Here is a 22,058-nt window from a genome sequence, read left to right as displayed (position 1 = left end):
CTATCCTAAGGCTCATACACACTGACTATCAAGCTTTTATTAAACAGAAAGTCAGATATTTCACATGAATTTAATAGGTTTTTAATGATTGTTTTAGTATGGCTCTGTCCGCCTTTTACGCATCCGGTATCGACTAACCCTGATCTTGATGAGTAGTATAGCTATCCACAACCTCAATTAAAAAACATCTCTCTAAAGCTGAACATACTATAACATATGGCGTATTTTTTGATGCGACTTCCTAGCTAAGAACATTTGTTTTATAGCAACTCCATTTGACCATTTTTCAAGTAATAGCTACAATTACCCTCTCTCTATGCCAAAAACCATCTACCTTATTCTAGTGTATTGTCTTTTCAGAACTTTCCTTTGCCCAATCGCGAGAGCACAGACAACAGCTCCATCCACTGCTCCTTTTTGTGGTATCGAGAACATCACCCTGGAGAAAGCTCAATCTTTAGTGAAAGAAGCCGAACAGGCTCGTCAGAAAAAAATAGCTTCTGGCAATGCATTTCAATCAGTTACCTATGTGCCAATTCGCCCACATATCATACGGCAAAGCAATGGCAGTGGGGGATTCAGTTTGGCTAACTTAAATAAAGTAATGGCTATGACTAACAGCTATTACTTGTCTAATGGACTCGGAATTCAATTTTATTTCGCGGGCTCATCTCCCGATTATATCGATAACGATGATATGTATAACTCATATAACTATCAGTCGGTTGATGCTTATGATGCTCGTAATGCCATGAATCAGTATTATGTCAATCAGTTCGCACAGTCGGGGCTAGGCGGGTTTGCTTATTATCCAGACAATGCTATTTATTCCACCCGTTCGTTCATTTTGAATGAATACTGGAATATAGATGATATGGGTAACCGGCTCATACCCCACGAACTGGGCCACAGCTTTAACCTGATTCATACGTTCGATAACAATAATGGAACTGGTAATTCTACAGAACTGGTAACCCGGGGGGCTGGAGCCAACTGCACTAGTGATGGTGACCTGATTTGTGATACACCCGCAGACCCCTACGGCATGCCAGGGGCTTATCTTACCTATTACAACGGTTGCCCCCAGTATGACCCCAACAGTACAGCCCGGGACGCGAATGGCTATTCGTTCTCGCCATCAGTGACCAATATCATGTCGTACTATTTTCCTTGTACGCACGATTTTACACCCGGTCAGTACGACCGAATGCAAGCTGCACTAGCGCTTCGGCAAAGCCATACAGCCTATACACTAGATGCTCCACCTACCAACGTAACCGCTCCCAGCAATCTTTCTGCTAGCTTGAACGGGACGTCTATCGTTCTGACCTGGCGGGATAACAGTAGCAATGAGATGGGCTATTTTATTGAGCGTTCTACTTCGGCCAGTTCAGGTTTTGTACCCATTGGGGGCGTGGCTCCTGATGTAACGACCTTTACAGATGATAAAACAGTTCCTTATACGCAATATTATTACCGAATTCGCCCCTCTAATAGCACAACGGGGAGTCTTAGCCCTGTCATACCTTTTCTGACAGACCCCTCTGTAACAGGCCTTTACTCATCAACTCTCAGCGTAAATGCAGTACAGCTAAACTGGAACAGCCTGGGCACTGGTATTACCTATATCGTGCAGTATCGACCTACAGGAACTATAGATTGGTACACGCTTTCAGGTGTATCGACCAATTATTATCAATTATACAATTTACAGGTTAATACGACTTATGAATGGCAGGTAAAAGCAACTGGTGCTAGTACGTATAGTGGTCCACTGACTTTTTCAATTCCTTGTCCTGTACCCTCTCTTTACACGACATACCCTACCAGAACCTCAACTTCACTTAGTTGGCTATACGCTTTTCCTGAGACATATACCCTACAATGGCGCGTGCAAAACACACTGACCTGGAATACCATAGAAGCAGTCACCAGCAGCTACTATTCACTTACAGGTCTAACAGCATCTACAGCTTATGAATGGCGCGTACAAGGTACTTGCCCAGGTTCTACAACCGTCACGACCGACTATAGCAGTCCACAATCGTTTACAACCCAAGCCTGTCCAATACCCGCATTAAGACTGTATTCCACCAGTTCAACCTCTGTTTCGGTCTACTGGTACACGAGTTTCTATGAATCGGGTCGTACCTTTTCGTTACGCTATAGGCCCGTTGGAACAACTGATTGGACAACTCTGAATGGATTAACTGTACAGGAATACTCATATTATTCAATTAATGGCCTGACAACAAACACCACCTACGAAGCACAGGTGGAAAGTGTTTGTTCACCAACCGACCATTCGGGATTTTCTCCCTCGCTTAATTTTACGCCGAGTTGTCAGGCTGTTACATATACATATAGTTCAGCCAACTATTCTACGGCCAGCTTACAATGGTCCACGAATTATCAACCTGAACCAGGCACCACCTTCGACCTGCAATACCGGCTATTGGGGACCACCGACTGGAGCACTATAAATTCTATTCCTGTTACACCAAGTTACTGGACCACAACCTATTCGCTCACCGGCCTGACACCTAACACGACTTACGAGTGGCGTGTCAGAACAATTTGTCCTACAAACACTCAGGCAACTCATACAATTGGTAACAACTTCACCACTAGTTGCTTAGCGCCTAACTATGGTTACTGGGGTTCTCTATCTAGTTCCTCAGTGAGTCTCTTTTGGAACGCTTCTAGTGAGCCGACTTCGCGCTTCGATATACGTTACCGCCCGATTGGAGCAGCCGATTGGATCACACTTAGTAATCTGACCATTACAGGTAGCTCCAATGTATTTTCTTATAGTTTGACTAGTCTGTCGAATAATACTTTCTACGAGTGGCAAGTGAGAACCGTTTGCTCGGCAACAGACAATTCAACTTTTATTAATGGACAGAGCTTTACTACTTCCTGCCGAATTCCAGAAAATCGATATGCAAATCCACTGAGCAACAGTGCATACCTAGGCTGGACATCGATGGGTTTCGATGTCACCTACGATGTACTCTACCGACGTGTGGGAACAACCACCTGGATACCTATCGCTGGGCTTAAAAGCAACAACATTACGATAATGGGCTTACTACCCAGTACCAGTTACGAGTGGCAAGTCAGCACCCGATGTAGTGATGGGGTTATGTCTGCCTATTCTTCTACGAATTCATTTACTACTTACGCTTGCATTACACCCTATAATTTATCTACTAGCAACTATACGCCCACCTCAGCAAAATTGAGCTGGTATAACTATTATACAGATGCTAGTTCATCCTATGAAGTTCGCTACCGTATTGTTGGAACAACCAACTGGACGGTTGTCAGTAATCTTAACTCTATCAGCCTTGCAATTACGAATTTAACTCCTGATATGCAGTATGAATGGCAGGTTAGGACTATATGCTCCCCTACCTCAAGCTCTGACTTTTCGTACTCCTTCTTATTCCAGACCTGTAGTGCTTTTTATACCATTCGGGCAGGTAATTGGTATGATAATACAATCTGGTCATGTAACCGCATACCAACTTCAACTGATATCGTTCAGATTAAACATGCTGTAACTGTTCCATCTTATTACACAGCCAATGCGCTTAGGGTGGGTTTCGATCCGGGACAACAGCTCACGTTTGGACAGTACGCCAGATTACAACTGGGGCAGTAATTTGTACTGTACCCTTTAATACCATAAGCTGGCTATGCTCTGTTCGGCATAGCCAGCACCTGAGCTCATACCTTTTCCACCAATTCCAGTTACGATTCGGATTGTTTTATCGACATCATACTCAAAAATCTCGTCGGGTGTCTGGCTGTAAAAACCAGCCCATGTTTTTCGAATCGTTAGCGGAAAGGTAACAATTCGCTGCGCTTCGGTTATCATCAGATTGTTAATGAAATCCTGCGTATGGTAGCCTAAATCTTCGGCCTGAGTAGCCTCAGCATATTCGTGCGAATCGCCCACGATAATGGAGCCATCCACCGCCTGCTTAAACAGAATATGAATGCCCCACTTTTTCAGTTCGACCAGATGTTCTGGAAGTTGGTTAGACAGTGTAGCATACGATGGGCATTCCTGAAAGGCTTCATACCGACGTATGGTCAATCCCGTCAGGATATTGCCAGGAAGGTTTAGACCCGCGACGGGCTCTGCCAGCAGCATTTGCAGCTTGCTAACTACCAGTCCCGCCTTGGCAAGCACATCAGGAAATAGTAATCGTACTTCGTGACCACCGCAAATAAGCACTCGCCCAGCCTGAAACTGCTCCCGATTACTCAGCGTAACCGTAGCTTCAGAACCCGTTGACTGACAGTCGATCACAACCGAACCAGGCCGATAATCGACAGTGTATTTTTGCTGGCTATAGGCAATTAGCCGGTGAATCATCTGCTCCGGCTCTACACTCATTTCCTGTGGAAAGAAAATGCCACCCAGTACATAGTTGGGCTGAAGCGACGGGTATTTTGCCAGACACTGCGCTTTGGTCAATAATTCACATGGGTAACCGATCTGTTGATACCGATCGTAGAGTTCGTTAGCCAGGGTCCATTCATCGGCATCCGACGCAATATAAATCGTGCCGTTTTCCCGAACCGTCAGATCTGTTTCCTGTTGAATAGCCCGATAGATTTCCAAGCTTCGCCGTCCATAATCGAACCACCGCCCAGCCAGCCCAGACGGTACTACCTGCCCGAAATTACGCACGGTGGCCCCAATTGGATACCGATCTTTTTCGAGCAATAAAACACGTTTCCCGGCCCGAGCAGCATGATAGGCATGAAACGTACCAAGAGCGCCCGCACCGACAATAATTAAATCGTAAGAGGTCATAATTAGAAAGGGTCAGAAGCAGTCAGGTCTTGTCAAGAATAGTCAGGAATTGTAGAAAACAACTTTTGACTACTCTTGACAAGACCTGGCCACACCTGACATTTTTATACAACAGGAACCTCGCGCACATCCAGCAACGCTGGTAAATCGCGTAGGGAGTTAATCAATAAATCGTGAGGGTACGCTTCCAGCTGTTCGCGGGAGTGTGTTCCGTTGGTAACGCCCAGATTAAGCGCCACTCCGGCAGCCCGCCCTGATAATAAATCAGACGGTGTATCGCCGATATTCACGACTGCTTTTGGATTGCTTACACCCAGCAAGTCCATTGCCTGCTCAATCATGTGCGGGTAAGGCCGCCCGCGCTCGACTTCATCGCTGGCAATCGACACCTGAATCAGACTTTCGGCGGTACCTACCCGTCGACCGTCAAGGCCATTGAGCCAGCCGAGTTTTTCCAGAATAATATCGGTAACAACCCGATAAAATCCAGTTGTCAGCGCAATGGCGATCCCGCGTTCATGCAGGTAAGCAAAGGTTTCCAGACAGCCATCGGTAGGTGTTGCGCCTTGCGTCAGGTAGTGATTTTCGAGAATCCGGCGGAAACTGGCATACGATACATCCACCTGCTGCTGTATCGTCGGGTTGTCCTCACCCAGTTGCTCTTTCCAGAGCGTTTCGAAGACATAGCGCTTGGCAAGACCCTGCATCGCCAGAATGCGCTCATCGGTAACAAATAGGCCCGTTTCGGCGGCTGCTTCCGCAAAACACCGTTCTACCTCGTGGTGGTCGGTCACGGTCGTGCCCGCCATGTCAAAAACCACTAATTCAATCGGTTGCATGTATTGAGTTATCTGGAAAACCGGCTCACCAGAGCGGGGCAGTAAAACAACAGAAAAAAGTTAAACTCTTGGCCAGTCTGGTGTTAAGAAAATAAGAATGTTTATCGATTAAGCCTAGCAATTCGTTGATCCACAGAAGGTTCTCTCGCCACTAGTGAGAGGCACTTTCTCGCAGCTTAAGGATAAGCTCTGTTTTCAACTGGTGCAGACTTTGTTCCAATCCAACCGGATACGTATGTGGGTTAACGAACCGCTTTACGCCTGGATGCAAGCCAGCCAATTGCGTTTGTACACGCGCCCGTACGGCATGGATATCGGGTAGTTCATAAACCCGCTTCCCTTCCTGAAAAATGGGCACTAATAAATCCTCATATTGTTGACTTACGGTAAACCGTCGTCGCTTCGTAAAATCCATCGGGTCAATCATGGTAGCCGGTTGCTTCTCGTCGCTCATTTCCTCCGTATTAAAGATCATATCGGCCAGAAAACCGCGCTCATCCCGAAACCGACGCACCTGCTGAATACCCGGTGTCGACACTTTAATGGCCTGTTCCGATAACTTCATCTTGTAAGACCATCGGCTGGCGGAATCCTCTGCGGTTTCGTTCTGAAGCGCAGCCAGTTTGTAAACGCCACCCAGAGCGGGCTGATCGAAGGCGGTAACGAGTTTAGTACCTACGCCCCAGATATCAATTTTTGCGCCCTGCTGTTTCAGGCTGGTGATGATTGTTTCGTCGAGATCGTTACTGGCCACAATCGATGTTTTCTCAAAGCCAGCTTCGTCCAGCAACTTTCGGGCTTCGATACTCAAATACGCTAAATCGCCCGAATCGAGTCGTATGGCCGCCAGTTTGTGGCCCTGTTGTTCGAGTTTTCGCCCGGTTTCGATCGCATGGCGTACACCCTGCAAGGTATCGTAGGTATCGACCAGTAGCGTCACATTATTTGGCAATACCTCCGCATACGTATCAAACGCCTGTTGCTCATCATCGAACGACATAACCCAACTATGCGCGTGGGTTCCCTTCACGGGAATATCGTAAAGTTTTCCAGCCAGCACGTTCGACGTAGCATCGCAGCCCCCAATGTAAGCGGCCCGGCTCGCCGTCATACCACCGTCGACGCCCTGTGCCCGACGTAGTCCAAACTCCAGCAACGTATCGGTATCGGCAACCAACCGCAATCGGGCTGCTTTGGTAGCAATCAGCGACTCAAAATTAATGAGGTTCAGTAGCGGAGTTTCAAGTAGCTGACACTGTAAAATAGGCCCTCGCACCCGTATCAAAGGCTCATTCGGGAACACAACGGTGCCTTCGGGAATGGCTTCAATACTACAGGTAAGCGTCAAATTGGCCAGATAATCCAGAAAAGCCTCCTCAAACATCGGCTTATTGTCATTCCCTTTTAGGGTTCGGAGGTACCGTAAATCTTTTTTTGAGAAGCCGAAATGATCGATGTAACCGATCACATTGGCTAGTCCACAAGCAATCGTAAAACCGCCATTAAAGGGGTTCTTTCGGAAGTACAGATTAAAAACAGCCTCTTTCTCAGCGGTTTTCGATTTCCAGTACCCATAAGCCATTGTTACCTGATACAGGTCCGTCAGTAGGCTCAGCGACGTGTCATAAAGCTTATTCGTCATGAACGCGAAGGTAGTATGTCAGAACTTCACAGAAAATTTATCGTCACAAAAACAAAAAACTGGTTAATTTGGTCTGATAATTGTGAGGGGCAGTTTTACATCCAACTTAGACGCTCAACATAACGGATACATTTTACCGCCTATAGGACAACCATGCAGAAGCTAAGCCTATCGCAATCCCTTCAGCAGAAGTTATCTCCGCAGCAGATCCAATTTATTAAACTGCTGCAGATTCCTACTGCTGAATTAGACACACGAATTGAAGAAGAGCTGGAAATTAATCCAGCTTTAGAAGAAGGCATGGATGAAGAGTATGATCAAAAAGATGACGACTCATACGATGATGCTGATGACTATAAAGAACGGGATGATGATCTGGATATAGATAGTTACATTAAGGACGAAGATTATGCCGGGTATAAAATGCAGGGCGATGGCAATTATGCCGAAGATGACCGCGACATGCCGCTGGCCACCAGCTCGAGCCTGACCGACTCACTTCTTCAACAGTTTGGTTATTTAAACCTGACCGAACAACAGCGCATTGTTGGCTTACAACTCATTGGCAGTATTGAAGCCGATGGGTATATCCGGCGCTCGTTGCAGGCCATTGTCAACGACCTCGCCTTTGCCCAAAATGTGTTTACGGATATCGATGAAATTGAACGTATCCTGCACAAAATCCAATCGTTCGATCCGCCGGGCATTGGGGCCCGTACGCTTCAGGAGTGCCTGATTCTGCAACTCCAGCGTAAAGATCAGAGCGATCCCTGCATTGGCTTAGCAATCCGGATTATCGACGAATTCTTCGATGAATTCTCCAAGAAACATTACGACAAGATTCAGCGCCGATTGAATATCAGTGACGATGCCCTCAAGCGGGTCATTGACATTATTATCAAATTGAACCCTAAGCCGGGCTCTGTTGAAGGCGAATCGGGCACAGCCCAATACCTGGTTCCCGATTTCATTCTGACTAACAACGGGGGCAAACTTGAATTAACGCTGAATTCAAAAAATGCCCCAGAGCTGCGTATCAGCCGCTCCTTTGCCGACATGCTCGATACCTACGACAAGAGCAAAAAGCAGAATAAGAATCTGAAAGAAACTGTGTCGTTTGTCAAGCAGAAATTGGACGCGGCCAAGTGGTTCATCGACGCCATCAAGCAACGCCAGCAAACCTTGCTGCGCACCATGAATGCCATTGTCCGTTTCCAGTACGATTTCTTTCTCACTGGCGACGAATCGCGGCTCCGGCCCATGATTTTGAAAGACATTGCAACGCTGATCGACATGGACGTTTCTACCGTATCACGCGTAGCGAACAGTAAAGCCGTCCAGACTGAATTTGGTATTTATCCGCTTAAATATTTCTTCTCGGAGGGGATCTCGACGGATACGGGCGAAGATGTCAGTAGCCGTGAAGTGAAGAATATTTTAAAAGATCTGATCGACGCCGAGCCGAAGCTTCATCCCTTATCGGACGACAAACTCGAAAAAATCCTGAACGATCGGGGTTACAACATTGCCCGCCGAACAGTGGCCAAATACCGGGAACAGCTTAATATCCCCGTAGCTCGGTTGAGGAAACAACTTTAAAAATGAATAATGTAAAATGGATAATGTAAAATGCTACAGACCTAGAGCTTATTTTTACAGCATTATTCATTCTACATTATCCATTCTACATTGAGTACGCGCTTTGCCCGCTTCCTTTCGGTCGTTCTCCATCCGCTGCTCATGCCGACATTACTGTTCGGCGTGTTGCTGTTTCAGGCACCTGGTGTTTTGGGGATGGATGCCTTCTCCATCTCCTTACGACTTAGTCTGCTAGTGCTCATTTCTGTCGGCACATTTGCTGTGCCTGCGCTGCTGATTTATTACCTCTTCCGCAGTGGCTATGTTCAGAGCCTCCAGTTGGACACGTTAGCTGATCGTCGTTTACCGTATTTCTTAACGGCCTGTGTCTATCTATCTCTTGCCTATCTATTCCTGTTTCGGATGCAGCTCGTGTCAACGATTGCTCCCGAAATTGGGATTTTAGTAGGAAGTATTGCGGTCTCTATTCTTCTCGTTGGCCTAATTAGCCTATCCTGGCAAATTAGTGCCCACAGCGTTGGTATTGGGGGTACTGTAGGGGCTATTGCCAGCCTAATGCTCAAATTCAGCATAACCGATCTGTTTTTCCCACTACTTATTCTGGTAATCCTGACGGGTTTTGTTGCTAGCGCCCGGCTAAAACTCAATGCCCATACACCAGCCCAAATTGGTGCTGGTCTGGCTTTGGGTGTAGTTGTTAGCTGGCTAACGGTTCTCTGGCTTCTATAAAAAATCGGTTAACCTAGTAAATCCTAAAACCATGTACGAAAACCTTCTTTACGAGTTGTCTGATTCGATTTGCCGAATTACGCTCAATCGTCCACAAGTCTACAATGCCCTTAGTCCGGGGTTGATTCGTGATATCACGGCAGCCATTGAAGCCGCCGGGGTTGACGAACAGGTGCGGGTTGTCGTAATTACAGGTGCAGGAGATAAAGCATTTTCATCGGGTGCCGATCTTAAAGAAGGCGTTACTCAGGCTGCATCATCGGGTGGTCAGCTTGCCCTTGGCGACTCTCTACGGAGTACCTATCACCCTATGATTCGCGCCATTCGAAACCTGCCGAAACCTGTAATCGCCCGTGTCAATGGCGTAGCAGCCGGAGCAGGCTGTTCACTGGCTCTGGCTTGCGACGTGATCATTTGTGCCGACGACGCGTATTTTAGCCAGATATTTGTTAACATTGGTTTGATGCCAGATGCGGGGTCAACATTTTTCCTCCCTCGTCTTATTGGCCCACAACGAGCGTTCGAGCTTTGTAGCACTGGTCGGCGGGTGTATGGCCCGGAAGCGGCCCGATTAGGGCTGGTTGGCCGTTCAGTTCCGGCTGCGGGTTTGGATGCTGCTGTTGATGAAATCGTAGCTTATTATGCCGTTGCCCCTACCCTCGCCATTGGTGCTATGAAAAAAGTTTTGAATCAATCCTTATATTCCGACCTTGACCACCAACTCGACCAGGAGGCTGATAGTCAGGATCAACTGGGTCGTTCGGCTGATGCGATGGAGGGTATTAGTGCCTTTTTGATGAAGCGTAAAGCAAATTTTTCAGGAAAATAGATTGACAACTAATTTTTTTCTCTCTACTTTTGCACTCCCAATCAACGGGAAATGCTTCACAGCAATGCATTCGTAGCTCAATTGGATAGAGCACCTGACTACGGATCAGGAGGTTTGGGGTTCGAATCCCTACGAGTGCACTTGAATACTTCTCTATTAGGTCAAAAACCCGCTTTAAAGCGGGTTTTTGCGTTATTACCCCCTATCTCTCTACTGCTCAAAATGATACAAATGGGTACTTTTCCGGGTACACCTCTAAAATCCGTGGGTACACATTTTTAGGGCCAATAAGTCTAAATTATTTTAGAAATAGTATAACATTGATTAATAGAAACTTAAGAAAGGATTAAATCCTAATTAAGACAACTGTTATACTGACGGCAAAGTCAACATGACTTTAATCATCCATTTAGTTACTAACATGGTAACATTCTTGTGTGATATGGCATTTTGTTTTGTAACTGTTAGTAACATTATGTTCCGTAAAAAATGAGAATCCTGTTTAAGATCCGCTTAAACAAACGTAACCCATCAGCTAAAGCCGTTATTTATTGTCGTGTAAGAATTGACGGAATTACAGCAAATGACTTTTCTACTTTTATCCAAGTGATGCCCGAAAGCTGGGATGCAGAAAAACAGTTAATTAAAGGTGGTAGCCTTCGCGCCCGTGACGACAATAACACACTTAAACAGATCCACTCCGATTTAACAAAACTCCATCTCCACTTCCAGATTAATGAGGAGTTCATTTCTGCCCAGCACCTGGTCGATATTTTCACGAAAAAACACCAGATCACTTACACCTTTTCTCAATTAGTAGATCTTTTTGAGAAACACGTACTGGCAACCTATTCCAATGAAGGCACCCGCCGAAACTACAACACCCGTATTGAAAATATCAGACTATTTCTGGAGGAACAGAAGTGGACAAATTTGCAGGCTGAACGCTTTACGTTAGGGTGTGCAGATGAGTTTGTGCGTTGGGCTAGAGTTCGAGGCCTGGATAACAATTACATCGTTAGGCATACACAGGTTTTAAAGAACATCACAGAGAGTGCTGTTAGGAGTGAAATCCTTAAAATTGACAAGCTAGCCGCGTTTGTTCTCAAGAAAAAGGAGAAAGTAAACACCGACCATTTAACTCGCGCCCAGCTCATCCACCTGGATAGATTTGACTGGAGGCCAGAACTCCGTAGAATTGTGGATCTGTTCTTATTTTCCGTTTACAGCGGTCTCCATTATGAGGATGCCCAAACTCTTACCTCCGACGAAATACGAACAGGCATAGATGGCCGCAAATGGTTGTTTAAGCCACGTGGTAAATATGCTGAATCGGAGTTCTTTGCTGGTGAGTCTGTCCAGATCGTTCCGCTATCAGATGAAGCGCTGGCACTGATAGAAAAATATGGTAGTGTGGAGCTCTTACCCAAGATCTCGAACTCTGGATACAATGATTGGCTCAAACAGATCCAGCATATGGCAGGAATCAAACTAAATCTTACGGTGAAGATCGCCCGAAAGACGTTTACCAATGTCATGCTAAACGAATTGGGTGTTTCTGAGGAGTCGGTGGCGGCTATGTTGGGCCATAGCAGCACTAAGCATGTTCGCTATTATGGCAAGGCTAATGAGGAACGGGTGGCCAGGGAAGTAGTTTATAAGTAACTCACATAGTACTTTATTTAAATCTGTACCCTACCGATACAAAGTAAAAAGCACATAAATAGTAAACGACTTAGTAATTAGTCGTTTACTATTTATGTGCTGTAATACCATACAAGACACATACTAAAAATATTTCCCTTGTATTATAGTAGCCTAATAACCTTATTGCCTTTTAAAATTGTTTATACCGTGTAATTGTAATTATTTCGCGCTTAAGGTATTATAATGCAGCTATAATTAGTACTATTATACTAAATGCCAGTATTTTTTCAATTTTTCAGTTAGTTACAACATTATGAGTTTAACTGTTGACTCTCGTTATAACTATCATCTTTCTACTCTTTACAGCTCATCCTTCGTAAAGAGCTATCTAAATAATTCTTTTAGTGATAGGTTATATGAATTACTCAAAGTATCAAAATTATTAGATTACTTCTCTACAGATTGTACCCTTGAAGTAATACTAGCCGAAATATATCAACACTTATCCATATTCTATAGATCAGAGTATGTTTATAAGAATGCAGTTGCTAATGAGCTATTATTAGCTAATCATAGTTTATATGATGCAAAGCTATTTACTGAGTTTATAGCTGAACAAAGTTTGCTAGACGTTCTAATTGTAAACGGTACAACAACTGCTTATGAAATAAAAACAGAATTAGATACACTAGATCGTTTACCTAGTCAACTTAAGTCATATCAATCAATGTTCGATAAGGTTTATGTAGTAACCTGTGAGCAAAACGTAGCTAAAATAAAAAAGATTGTTGATGAGAAAATTGGCATACAAGTTTTAAATTCTAACAATAAAATTGACCTAGAAAGAGAGCCTATTTCAAATAAAGAAGATTTTATTACTGATAATATATTTTTCGCACTTCGAAAAGATGAGTATTTAAGGCTTATAAAGGGAAAATACGGGTACATACCCCAAGTTCCAAACACCAAAATATTCGGTGAATGTTTAAAGCTTTTTAAGGAATTAAGTAGATATGAGGTTCATGATTGTTTTGTAGAAGTTCTTAGGAGTAGAGCACTCCTCAAGCACCAAATACAATTTATTGAAAGTGTTAGCTACAGCTTGAAAATGTTATTTTTGGAAAGAAATCTTTCTAAGAATGATTGCTCTAACCTAACGCATCATTTACAATCCAAACCATTATAATAAATGTACTTTCCTTATCTACGTGGTCGCCAAAACGAACTTTTGGCTTTGAATCAATTGTCCAGTGTTCTATCTGGTACTCTGAAAGTTCTCCCAATTATTGAGCCCGTTAAAGCTCAGAATTATAATGCTTTTAGATCACTCGCAAGAAACAAGGTTCCATTCGTTTTAATAGTAAATCCAACGGTTGGAGATCTGCAAGGTGCAAGTGGCCAAGCTGTTATAGAGAATAAACTAATTAATGGCTCATTGAGCGGATCTACTAGTTATTATCTTGGAATTATTATTACGGCTAATACATCTTTAGCACAGATAGACTATTTTTTACGGACATATCCAGATCATCCAAAAGTAATTATCCATAAGGCAATTTACAGTGACACAATTGGCTTGCTAAGTCTATTATCCGGGTATAAAAATATTGAATACCAAGTATTCATTGACAATAGGACTAGTACTGCTTATCAAAATAAGTTTATCTCATATCAAAGAATTCTGTTAAAAGATGGTTTTGTAAAATCTGCTAGCAACGCCACATATGAAGACAGTGACTTATTTTGTGACATCCATACTACTTATAGTAGTTTAGGATTTCAGGGATTTGGAGACTTTCTGACTATAGGCGATGAATTCAAAGAAGGAGGTATGTCGCCCTTTGTAGTCGCAATACATTTGACCTATCTCGATGGCGATGTTTATGTAGGACATTTTTTGTCTGATGCAACATCAAAATCACGTGCAGATACTGCGGGAAAATTTAGTGAAGCATTAAGTAATTTGATAAGTTTTGTTAATCACAACGGAATGGCTGCTCAGACTCTAGGAATTCAAGAATTTGAGGATCTGCATATCAGAGGCCACTACCCTGGTCTAGGACAAGTAAAAAAAGCATCGATGAAACACCATATTGAGTTCATTATGAACTTGATATAGTAGAATTAAAGTCGATCTAAAATAATTGCACCCCTACAAATGCGGAATGAACTCAAAATGAGTTCATTCCGTAAAATTACCCCCCACTTTTGGCCATTTTTTTCTTTCTTGACCCCGCCCTTTAGCATTTTGGAACTTTCCAAAATTTCACAGCGCGAATATCTGAAAGCAGGTTATTGGAAAGTTTGGTATTAGAAATACTCCACGTCGAAATCAATTTCGGATCTGATCCGCCCCCCCCTTCAATTTCCAAAATATATAATAGTCAACCGTATCACTTAAGTGGGTAGCTCGCTCCTGGTCTATGTTGCTGCTCTCACTTGCCTTACTCTTAGTGTAGTCGATATTGAGTGGGCTGTTGTCCATACTGATCACCGTAGCCTTACACCTGATCCCGTCTATGCGTACCCGAATGAGCTGCTCATTACGCTCGGCGAACACGTTGTTTATGTCTTTAAACTTCTCTATATGGGGAGGGTTGTAGTTGAGCGGTGCTGTAGAGACGTGCCATCCAGAGAGCTCCAAAATCTCAGCGACCTGCTCAAACATGCTTTTTGTAGAGCCTGCCGATTTATTGCGCCCGTTTCTATCGCCGGTTAAAACAGCCACCTTTTTTTTATGGTCTGCATATTCAGTGGCTATTAGCGTGGCCAGGGTTTGTGCCATTGTCATGGCCACCCCGTTGGCATCCACTGCTGGCTCCTTACAGTATAGGTTATCTATCAGCCTGGCCTGCACTATATCACTCTGCCAGATGGTGCAACTGGTAAAATGAGCGTTAAAATCTAGGCTTATTTCCAGGCCAGTGGTGGTATTGTAGAGGAGCTCATCTTGCCATGTCGCTCTGGTTTCGTGCTCATCACTTTCCTCCTTGATTACGTGGATGTGATGCTGGAAAGACGGGTAAAAATTATGGGGCATTTTGGAAAGCCGCTTGCCTTCCACCTCCACCTCATACTCCAATTTTGTCAGGCTTTTTTTGAGCGTCTCTAAATAGTCTTTTGGTAGAAACGCCAAATTATCACGGGTCTTAACTTCCAGGAAAAAGTACTTTTCTGGCTCGGACTTGGCCAGCTCCTCAATTTCGTACATCCATTGCCCCCCAATATCCCAGGGAGGGGAGCTAAAAACGGCCAGCATCTGGTGGAACGTCGAATCGTACTTGCCCTCATTAGCTCGTAAGGTCGGTACGACTACTTTGAGCCACTCTTTTTTAAAATTCAACCCTTCGTCAATGACGTATAAATCATAGTTAGATCCCCGGTTTTCGGCAGCGGCCATTTTAAAGCTCTCAAATTCAATGACAAAGCCGTTCGGGAAACTAATGCAGTTTTCCCAGATGTCGGGCGATTCGTGGGGTCGGTCAAAATGAGCAGGTGGCTCCCGCCACATTACCATTAACCCGTTGCCCGTTTTAAAATCATACTCCGTAATGCCGTGTCGTTTCCAGCCCGCTTTTAAACCGGAGGTTAATTTACTCTTGGCTTTTTTGATGGTTGGAACGCCCCAACCACATTTGGCTTTGGGTAATTCATCCGATGCCAATAACAGAAAATCGGAGAGCGTAATGGACTTGCCAGAGCCCCGCCCGCCAATCATCCCCGCCATTTTATAGCGATTGGTACAAACAGCCTCCAGGAAAATGGCTTGTTTTTCGTTTACTTCCACTTCGACATGGTCAGTGCCCAGCGTTTCATTCTCCGATTTCATAGGTGGTATTTTCGACTGGTTTAGGCTCCTGGCTCGTGTTGTTGTTAATCGTTAATTGACGCACTTTAAAGGTGACTTTCGAGGGCTTTTTGTAGGCTTCGGCATCCACTACTTTCTGGTTATCGTAAGCCCCGTCGATTTTGGCCGCTTCTTTCAGCAGGAGCGAATAATTGTAAAAATCATCGGCCTCCAGCGCCTTTTTAGCGGCTTCCCGGAACATCTCCGAATAGAGATATTTTACACCCTCTTTATCTCTGGAGCTGCGGAGCTCGGCAAATACCACGTAACTCATGGTCAGGATCTCTCTGGCCCGTCGATCCTGGAGCGACGTAGTTTTTTTAATCATGGCCAACACCTGGCCATCACTAAAGCCCTGCTTTAACCAATCGCGGGTATCATTAATGTGCTTAAAGGTTTCGGCTTGGATCGGTGTAAGCACATGGCCATCCTCCAGCAGATAGCGCTGGTAAACTGTAATCTCATCCCGTACCTTTTCTAAATACTTGTTATTCCCTTTTAGCGGTTTCATAGCTCAGTAGTCGTAGTTGATCCTCATACTCGTCTTTGATGGCCAGTAGCCTGGCCAGCTCCGTGGCCCAAACACTGGCTTTGGCGTGGTCGGGTTGTTCCCGTAGCTTTTTCTCGTTTTTGGAAATATTGACCCGCGTTTTTTGCAGCTCCAGCTTAATCTCAGCGGCCTGGAGTCCCTGGCTGGCCGTGGTGGGTTTGGGGGTTGGTTCTTCCCTCCGTTTTTGGCCCGTTTGGATTTCGTACCGTACATCTTTCCACTGCTCACGAATGGCCAGGATCTGATCCACGAATGGCCTCCGGCACTCCACATCGTTATCCGCAAAATCGGCCAGCTTATTAGACAAAAGAGCAGCCTCACGATGGAGCGCTTCGGCCTCCAGCATGAGCTGCTCTTTTATCGGGTTGCTGCCGTTATCAACGGGCAGGCCGTTGTTTACTAATTTTTTTTTTCGTCGGCTGCGGGAGTCGTGGCCGCTGGAATTTCGGCTGGTTTATTTGCTGCTGGCTTGGCCGTGGTTGCTTTGGGAGATGCCGCTGTTTTGAGGGCTTTTTCTAAAGCGGTTTCTGCTGAAGCTGCCGATTTTTGAGCCTCCTCTAATTTTTGGCTTTTCTCATTAAGCTGCTCTTTGAGTAAAGTAATTTCATTAAACTGCTCCTCGTTTTTGCCAGCCAGCTCCTGATTTTTACTATCCAGCTCGTCAATGATAGCTACCAATGTATCCAGTTCACTTTTTACGGTTGCCTGGCCATCGGCTGCTGGCTCCTCCGCTGGTTCTTCTTCGGCCAGCGCCTGCTCAAAATCGGCCTGTGCTTTCTCGAATTTGCCTTTTTTTACGGGATGCTCTGGATCGGCATTGTGCTCCATTTCGGCCAATTGGCAAGCGGCCTTAAGTTGTTTTAATTTATCGTTCATTGGGAATTATGATAAGATGATTTGTCGGTTAAAATGCTTTTCGTTGGTTGAGTAAATCAGATTATTGCTTTCCGCGTGTTGCGGCTTTGGCGGCTGCTCCGGCTGGCTCATCGACTACCTCCACTACGGCCACGTAAACCCCTGGATAATCGCCCTGGATTCGTTCGGCATCGGCAATGGCCATTGATTCACTTACCACCACATCCCGCTCACCAAAGCCAAATTTTATACCCTCGGCCTGATTCAATACTCGTACTACTTTCATTGAGATGTAAAAAGTACGGCCTCCAATGCCAGCAAAGGAGGCCGTGGTTTAGCTAATTGAGTTTGTGATTATACCAGCGTTACACCTGGAATGGCCAGCGCTGCTCCTAATGGAATGTAGCCAAACTGATAGCCATCGTTTTTGGCTTTAAGCGTCCACTCTCGGCGGTCGCTGCCTTTGGCTCCAGTGGTGTGAACAATTTCAAACTGTAAGCCCATTAACGATGTGCCCATGACCACCCGCAACCCATCGGTTAGGATGGCCACCGCCACCACCTCCACGTTTAACAGCTTTTCGATTGCAGCCACTTGCTCCTTTGTATAACCGGCCACTTTAAGCTCCAGGCCTTGCTCCCAGGACTGGTATCCAGTAGCGCCTTTTAATCCCTCATCCAGCTTTAAACTGTTGTCGGAAATGGCCACCTCGATAAAGGTGCCAGCGGGTGGCCCTGTTACCAGAACAGGAACCACCGTTACCTCTCCAGCCGTAATATCCGCCCGTTTAGGCCATTCGCCCGTAAATTGATCGGTAGGACATAAGAACAGTCTCCGCGCACCGCCTGGGTTGACGGTTTGCTGTGGCGTTCGGGGAATGGCGGCCAGGGTGGCCATTGCCAGGCCGTGGCTATCGAACAAACGAACGCCTGTAACGCTCCAGAACGCGTAAGACGTAACCGGCATCGAAATCAGGCCCGCCAGTACGTTATCCGTGGTCGCAATGATAACAGTCGCAAAAATGAGCATAGCCGAAGCCATTAAAAACTTGGTAAACTTCATAGAAAAACGAGATTGATTAATTAGAAAAATTTGGGGGATCTGTCTACAACTTTCGGCCTGGCTACTGGCAGTAGCCAGGCCGAACCATTACACTTTGTCGTTCTGGAAAACGAATTTGCCAAAGCCGAAATCAAAGCCAACACTCATCCGAATGTTAATTTTGATGGCTTTTACATCCTTCACCACTGTTAAGGTGTAGGCCGCTACATCCTCGTTGCACACGAAATTCATGTTTGAGCCTGGTGTGATAAGCATAGTCGATTTGCCCGTTAAGCCCACATCGGGAGTAAGGGTAATATTCTCATAGTTATCCATTACTCGCATCACCTCGTTAGGCCGTACCGTGTTGGGGAATTTGGCTTGTCGTCGTCGGTTGATGCTTCGCGCCATACCTGGCGAACAACGGAATTGCACCGGGATCTCCAGCATGGCCTGGTTTTGAGCTTCTACAACGGCACACAACGCAATAGCCTGCTCATAGCTGTTGGTGTCGTCAATCGTAGCGGCTGCGGTCATGACTTGAGCCGCTGGAATTTCCAGGGCGGTGCGAGCTGCCGTGAGCTTGGAGAGTAAGCCCGTAATGGCATAGACTGAACCCGTATTGCTGGCGTTTTTAACCGCTTTCCAGCTCGCTTTTTCAATCAAATTAGCTCTGGCAGTACGCAAGATTTGCGACAAAAAGAACACCTCGAACGGATTGGCCAGCACTTCCTTCTCGGAGGTTAATCCTTTAACGTACTGGAGATACGAACGGAAAAGCGTTTGAATTTCGCCGGTCGTGAATTGCAAATCAATATCGACATCCTCAAAGGTGGGAATACGGGCACCGAACTGGAGTGCATTGGCGGATGGGTTAAAGTCATCCGATGCCGCCCGTAAAATATCCATGATCTGGAGATTGATGAGCGGGCTCTTATTGTCGGTGACTAACATTTGATAGAGCTCCCGGATCTTGGCCTCTCCATCGGTCAGAACGTCCGTAATAATCTCTTTTCGTCCATCGAAAACCTGCATTAAGGCCGATGGCAACTTACTAAAATCGTAGCCTTGTGTTTGTGCCATGTAAAGTGATTGAAAAAAAATAGTTGAAAAGTTGTTACTTATTAGATGACTGTCCGTCTCAGGGCGCTATTTCTGTGCTCGTCGGTACGTCTCCAGCGCGGTGGCATTGTAGCTGGTGAGCGCTTGAGCTCCGTCTGCGTTGCTGGCATCTGCCTCTGGCAGTTGAGCGCCTATCCCGGCTTGTTTCTCAAACCAGGCTTTGTATTTGCCGCCCTCGGTTTCGGCTGCGGTCTTTTGGCCCTCCAGCTCGGTAACTTTACCCTCCAGGCCAGTAACCTTGCCCTCTAGCTCGGTAATCTTTCCGGCCTTTTCTGTGATCTGACTCTCTAGGCCAGTGACCTTGCCCTCCAGAGTGGTTTTTTCGCCCTGGATCTCCTCCAGTTTTTGCGTAAGGCCTAACACCTCACTCGTGAAATCGTTGTGCTCATCGGTGGAGAGCTTCTCAGAAATTACCTTCTCGGATTTTCCGAAAAAGGAGGCCATAAACGTGGCCACCGTCTGCTTTACTGCTGCCATTTATTTGGATTGTTTAAACGCTTGAACTGTGGCTTTAAAAGCCTGTTGAAATGATCCCACCTTATCGGCCAGACCTAACTTAATGCCCTCCCGAACCCCGTACATTTTGCCTGTGCTCCACTCATCGGAAGTCAGTAGGCCAGCCCTGCCGCGTCGGACATAGCCCACAAATTCCTTTTGGGCGCTATCCAGCATGGCCTGCATTTCGGCCTCCACTTCTGGAGCGAGTGGCTCTATACCATTAGCCAGGTTTTTCTCTGTGGAGCCGCTGGCTCTGAAAATCCGAATGTCCAGCCCTTGCATCTCCAGCGCCTTGCTGCGGTTCTCGTACACCATCATGGTGCCAATGCTGCCGATGGTTGGCAGCGTCTGATCTTCCAGCCATATCTGGCCTGCCTGGCTGGCCAGAAAGTAGCCTGCCGATGCACAAAAGTTCGTCCAGACGTTTACGGTTTTAGTCATGGCCCGTATGGCCTCCGCTGCCGCCTTTAAGCCATCCACGGCCCCGCCTGGCGTGTCCATCTTAAGCAGTACCGCCTGTACGGTGTCGGAGAGTTCTGCCGCTTGCAGAATACCCGCTAAATCCTCATACCCCCAAGAGCATAAGCCATACCGTGAGAGTGCTCCCTGGATCGGGATTACACATACACCAGAGCTGGTGTACACATCGGCCACATAACTGTAATAGGAGGAGGAACCTGCCATTACTTTTGGCATATCGGCTGGCAGTTGGGCAGATGGATGAGTGGAGATATAGGAGAAAGGTAAAGGGTCTTTGCCATTAGCCAGCCGTGGCTGGATAATGCCCTGCATTTGCATGGCAAAGGTTGTGTCAAGGCTCCAGAGGCCCGAAAAATTGACTCCTCTCATTCGTTATACAGATTGGTATTAACTATCTGCCACGAAAGTGAGGCTCTTTTTACCTACTCAAAAGGACATAAAAAAAGCCTCTAGTAACTAGGGGCTTATATATTTTACATTAAATCTAACTAAGTACAATTGCTCAAGTATTTTAAGGAATTTTAATGTATTAAATTAAATATATTCATACATTTAGCCAATCTTAAATGCCTAATAATTCGTACATTAGCTATTCGAATTAAGCATAATCTCCGTAACCAGACTGTATTTACCATGAATCATAAACTACCTGTATGGGTTGTGGAAGATGATGAAGATGATCAATATTTCATCAAGCTAGCTTTCGAGTCCATTAAGCCACCCATTGACGTTAAACTGTTAAGTGATGGGGATCAGTTACTACCTAATTTACAACAGGCCACTGTTTTACCTCAGCTCATTCTCCTTGACTTAAATATGCAGCGCCAAAATGGCTTTGAGACCTTACAGGAAGTTCGGGCTACCGCTACATTTCAAGATTTGCCGATTGTCATTTTTACAACGTCAACCGACCAGAATGATCTCGTAAAGTCAATGCAATTAGGAGCGAGTGGATTTGTCACAAAATCGTCAAATCATATAGATCTTATAAAAACAGTTAAATCCTTTATAGATACCTGGAGCCTTGCAGCATAACTAAGTTAGCTTCCTCTCTACTTTTTCCCCTCAAATTGATTTGGCTCTAAGCTTAAGGTCCAATAATCCAGAATTGCCTGGAGTTGAACTTTCATTTCCTCAAGACTAGGCTTCTTTTCAAAAATACCTTGAACGTGAACTTTATACGCTTCTTCAACCAAATGTTTATCAACTGGAGAGGTCAAGAGAATAAATGGAATTGCTTTTGACTTTAAAGCTGAGAGTTGGTTTAAGCGCTCCATTACCTCCAGTCCATTAAGTATGGGGGTGAAGATTTCAGAAATAATTAGAAAAGGTAACTGATCCGTTTTTTCTAAATAGTCCAATAACTGCTGACCATTTTCAAGGAAAATAATTTGAGTGTCAGGAGCAATCTGATTTAAAATTGTGGAAACTAGTTCTCTGTCGTCTTCATCTTCGTCGATAATAATAATCGGGCCATGATTTCCCATTTTACATAAAGTTGAGTAGTATTATCTAGTACAACACAACGTTTGGCTATTAGTTAATAAAT

At 45.2% G+C, this 22,058-nt stretch carries 21 protein-coding genes and 1 tRNA gene; 9 read left to right on the top strand and 13 right to left on the bottom strand.

What is annotated here, in order from left to right:
- The first annotated feature begins 316 nt into the window (after nt 1-316).
- Nucleotides 317-3,667 carry a fibronectin type III domain-containing protein gene (locus H3H32_RS03850; RefSeq protein ID WP_182461357.1) on the top strand — a complete coding sequence of 1,117 codons (3,351 nt, stop codon included), beginning with the start codon at nt 317-319 and terminating at the stop codon, nt 3,665-3,667.
- Between the two features lie 15 nt (nt 3,668-3,682).
- On the opposite strand, the gene H3H32_RS03845 is transcribed toward H3H32_RS03850, so the two are convergent.
- The 3 genes from H3H32_RS03845 to H3H32_RS03835 all read right to left on the bottom strand — a co-directional run bounded on the left by H3H32_RS03845 (nt 3,683) and on the right by H3H32_RS03835 (nt 7,312).
- Nucleotides 3,683-4,831, bottom strand: a complete 1,149-nt coding sequence (locus H3H32_RS03845; RefSeq protein WP_182461356.1) for a TIGR03364 family FAD-dependent oxidoreductase — start codon at nt 4,829-4,831, stop codon at nt 3,683-3,685.
- Between the two features lie 104 nt (nt 4,832-4,935).
- Entirely contained in the window at nt 4,936-5,670 is a 735-nt protein-coding gene (locus H3H32_RS03840; protein WP_182461355.1) for an HAD family hydrolase, read from the bottom strand.
- 151 nt (nt 5,671-5,821) lie between these two features.
- Nucleotides 5,822-7,312, bottom strand: a complete 1,491-nt coding sequence (locus tag H3H32_RS03835; RefSeq protein ID WP_182461354.1) for a nicotinate phosphoribosyltransferase — start codon at nt 7,310-7,312, stop codon at nt 5,822-5,824.
- 153 nt (nt 7,313-7,465) lie between these two features.
- Here H3H32_RS03835 and rpoN point away from each other — a divergent pair, with 153 nt between their 5' ends.
- The 7 genes from rpoN to H3H32_RS03800 all read left to right on the top strand — a co-directional run bounded on the left by rpoN (nt 7,466) and on the right by H3H32_RS03800 (nt 14,235).
- Entirely contained in the window at nt 7,466-8,911 is a 1,446-nt protein-coding gene (gene rpoN, locus H3H32_RS03830) for an RNA polymerase factor sigma-54 (protein WP_182461353.1), read from the top strand.
- A 141-nt stretch (nt 8,912-9,052) separates the two neighbouring features.
- Complete coding sequence (locus H3H32_RS03825) at nt 9,053-9,640, top strand: hypothetical protein (protein ID WP_182464223.1); 588 nt, start codon at nt 9,053-9,055, stop codon at nt 9,638-9,640.
- Nucleotides 9,641-9,671: 31 nt separating this feature from the next.
- On the top strand, nt 9,672-10,469 hold the full coding sequence (locus H3H32_RS03820) for an enoyl-CoA hydratase/isomerase family protein (RefSeq protein WP_182461352.1): 798 nt from the start codon (nt 9,672-9,674) through the stop codon (nt 10,467-10,469).
- Nucleotides 10,470-10,535: 66 nt separating this feature from the next.
- Nucleotides 10,536-10,609, top strand: a tRNA-Arg gene (locus tag H3H32_RS03815).
- Between the two features lie 349 nt (nt 10,610-10,958).
- A complete protein-coding gene (locus H3H32_RS03810) occupies nt 10,959-12,134 on the top strand; it encodes a phage integrase SAM-like domain-containing protein (RefSeq protein WP_182461351.1) in 1,176 nt (391 codons plus the stop codon).
- Nucleotides 12,135-12,429: 295 nt separating this feature from the next.
- Nucleotides 12,430-13,302 carry a sce7726 family protein gene (locus tag H3H32_RS03805; protein WP_182461350.1) on the top strand — a complete coding sequence of 291 codons (873 nt, stop codon included), beginning with the start codon at nt 12,430-12,432 and terminating at the stop codon, nt 13,300-13,302.
- Between the two features lie 3 nt (nt 13,303-13,305).
- Nucleotides 13,306-14,235: a sce7725 family protein gene (locus H3H32_RS03800; RefSeq protein WP_182461349.1), complete on the top strand. Its 930-nt coding sequence runs from the start codon at nt 13,306-13,308 to the stop codon at nt 14,233-14,235.
- A 213-nt stretch (nt 14,236-14,448) separates the two neighbouring features.
- Here H3H32_RS03800 and H3H32_RS03795 read toward each other — a convergent pair whose 3' ends face one another.
- The 9 genes from H3H32_RS03795 to H3H32_RS03755 form a co-directional block, all read right to left on the bottom strand.
- Nucleotides 14,449-15,945, bottom strand: coding sequence for a terminase large subunit domain-containing protein (locus H3H32_RS03795; RefSeq protein ID WP_182461348.1), 1,497 nt, complete (start codon nt 15,943-15,945; stop codon nt 14,449-14,451).
- The gene (locus tag H3H32_RS03790; protein ID WP_182461347.1) at nt 15,929-16,474 is read right to left on the bottom strand and encodes a hypothetical protein; all 546 of its coding nucleotides are present in this window, start codon (nt 16,472-16,474) and stop codon (nt 15,929-15,931) included. Before H3H32_RS03790 ends, H3H32_RS03795 begins: the two co-directional genes overlap by 17 nt.
- On the bottom strand, nt 16,452-16,859 hold the full coding sequence (locus tag H3H32_RS03785; RefSeq protein ID WP_182461346.1) for a hypothetical protein: 408 nt from the start codon (nt 16,857-16,859) through the stop codon (nt 16,452-16,454). The genes H3H32_RS03790 and H3H32_RS03785 overlap by 23 nt, the downstream gene beginning before the upstream one ends.
- A 53-nt stretch (nt 16,860-16,912) precedes the next feature.
- Nucleotides 16,913-17,389 (bottom strand): hypothetical protein, encoded by a 477-nt coding sequence (locus tag H3H32_RS03780; RefSeq protein ID WP_182461345.1) that lies wholly within the window; start codon nt 17,387-17,389, stop codon nt 16,913-16,915.
- 61 nt (nt 17,390-17,450) lie between these two features.
- A complete protein-coding gene (locus tag H3H32_RS03775) occupies nt 17,451-17,654 on the bottom strand; it encodes a hypothetical protein (RefSeq protein ID WP_182461344.1) in 204 nt (67 codons plus the stop codon).
- 68 nt (nt 17,655-17,722) lie between these two features.
- Nucleotides 17,723-18,430 carry a hypothetical protein gene (locus H3H32_RS03770; RefSeq protein ID WP_182461343.1) on the bottom strand — a complete coding sequence of 236 codons (708 nt, stop codon included), beginning with the start codon at nt 18,428-18,430 and terminating at the stop codon, nt 17,723-17,725.
- An 87-nt stretch (nt 18,431-18,517) separates the two neighbouring features.
- Entirely contained in the window at nt 18,518-19,492 is a 975-nt protein-coding gene (locus H3H32_RS03765; protein WP_182461342.1) for a hypothetical protein, read from the bottom strand.
- Between the two features lie 66 nt (nt 19,493-19,558).
- Nucleotides 19,559-20,008, bottom strand: coding sequence for a hypothetical protein (locus tag H3H32_RS03760; RefSeq protein WP_182461341.1), 450 nt, complete (start codon nt 20,006-20,008; stop codon nt 19,559-19,561).
- A complete protein-coding gene (locus tag H3H32_RS03755; RefSeq protein ID WP_182461340.1) occupies nt 20,009-20,878 on the bottom strand; it encodes a S49 family peptidase in 870 nt (289 codons plus the stop codon).
- A 264-nt stretch (nt 20,879-21,142) separates the two neighbouring features.
- Between H3H32_RS03755 and H3H32_RS03750 the strand changes: the two genes are divergently transcribed.
- Nucleotides 21,143-21,544 (top strand): response regulator, encoded by a 402-nt coding sequence (locus H3H32_RS03750; protein ID WP_182461339.1) that lies wholly within the window; start codon nt 21,143-21,145, stop codon nt 21,542-21,544.
- Between the two features lie 17 nt (nt 21,545-21,561).
- On the opposite strand, the gene H3H32_RS03745 is transcribed toward H3H32_RS03750, so the two are convergent.
- On the bottom strand, nt 21,562-21,996 hold the full coding sequence (locus H3H32_RS03745) for a response regulator (protein WP_182461338.1): 435 nt from the start codon (nt 21,994-21,996) through the stop codon (nt 21,562-21,564).
- Nucleotides 21,997-22,058 lie beyond the last annotated feature (62 nt).

The organism is Spirosoma foliorum, from assembly GCF_014117325.1.
Classification (GTDB): Bacteria; Bacteroidota; Bacteroidia; order Cytophagales; family Spirosomataceae; genus Spirosoma; species Spirosoma foliorum.
The sequence above is the reverse complement of the archived record's forward strand: the minus strand, read 5'-3'. Positions and strand labels throughout refer to the sequence as shown.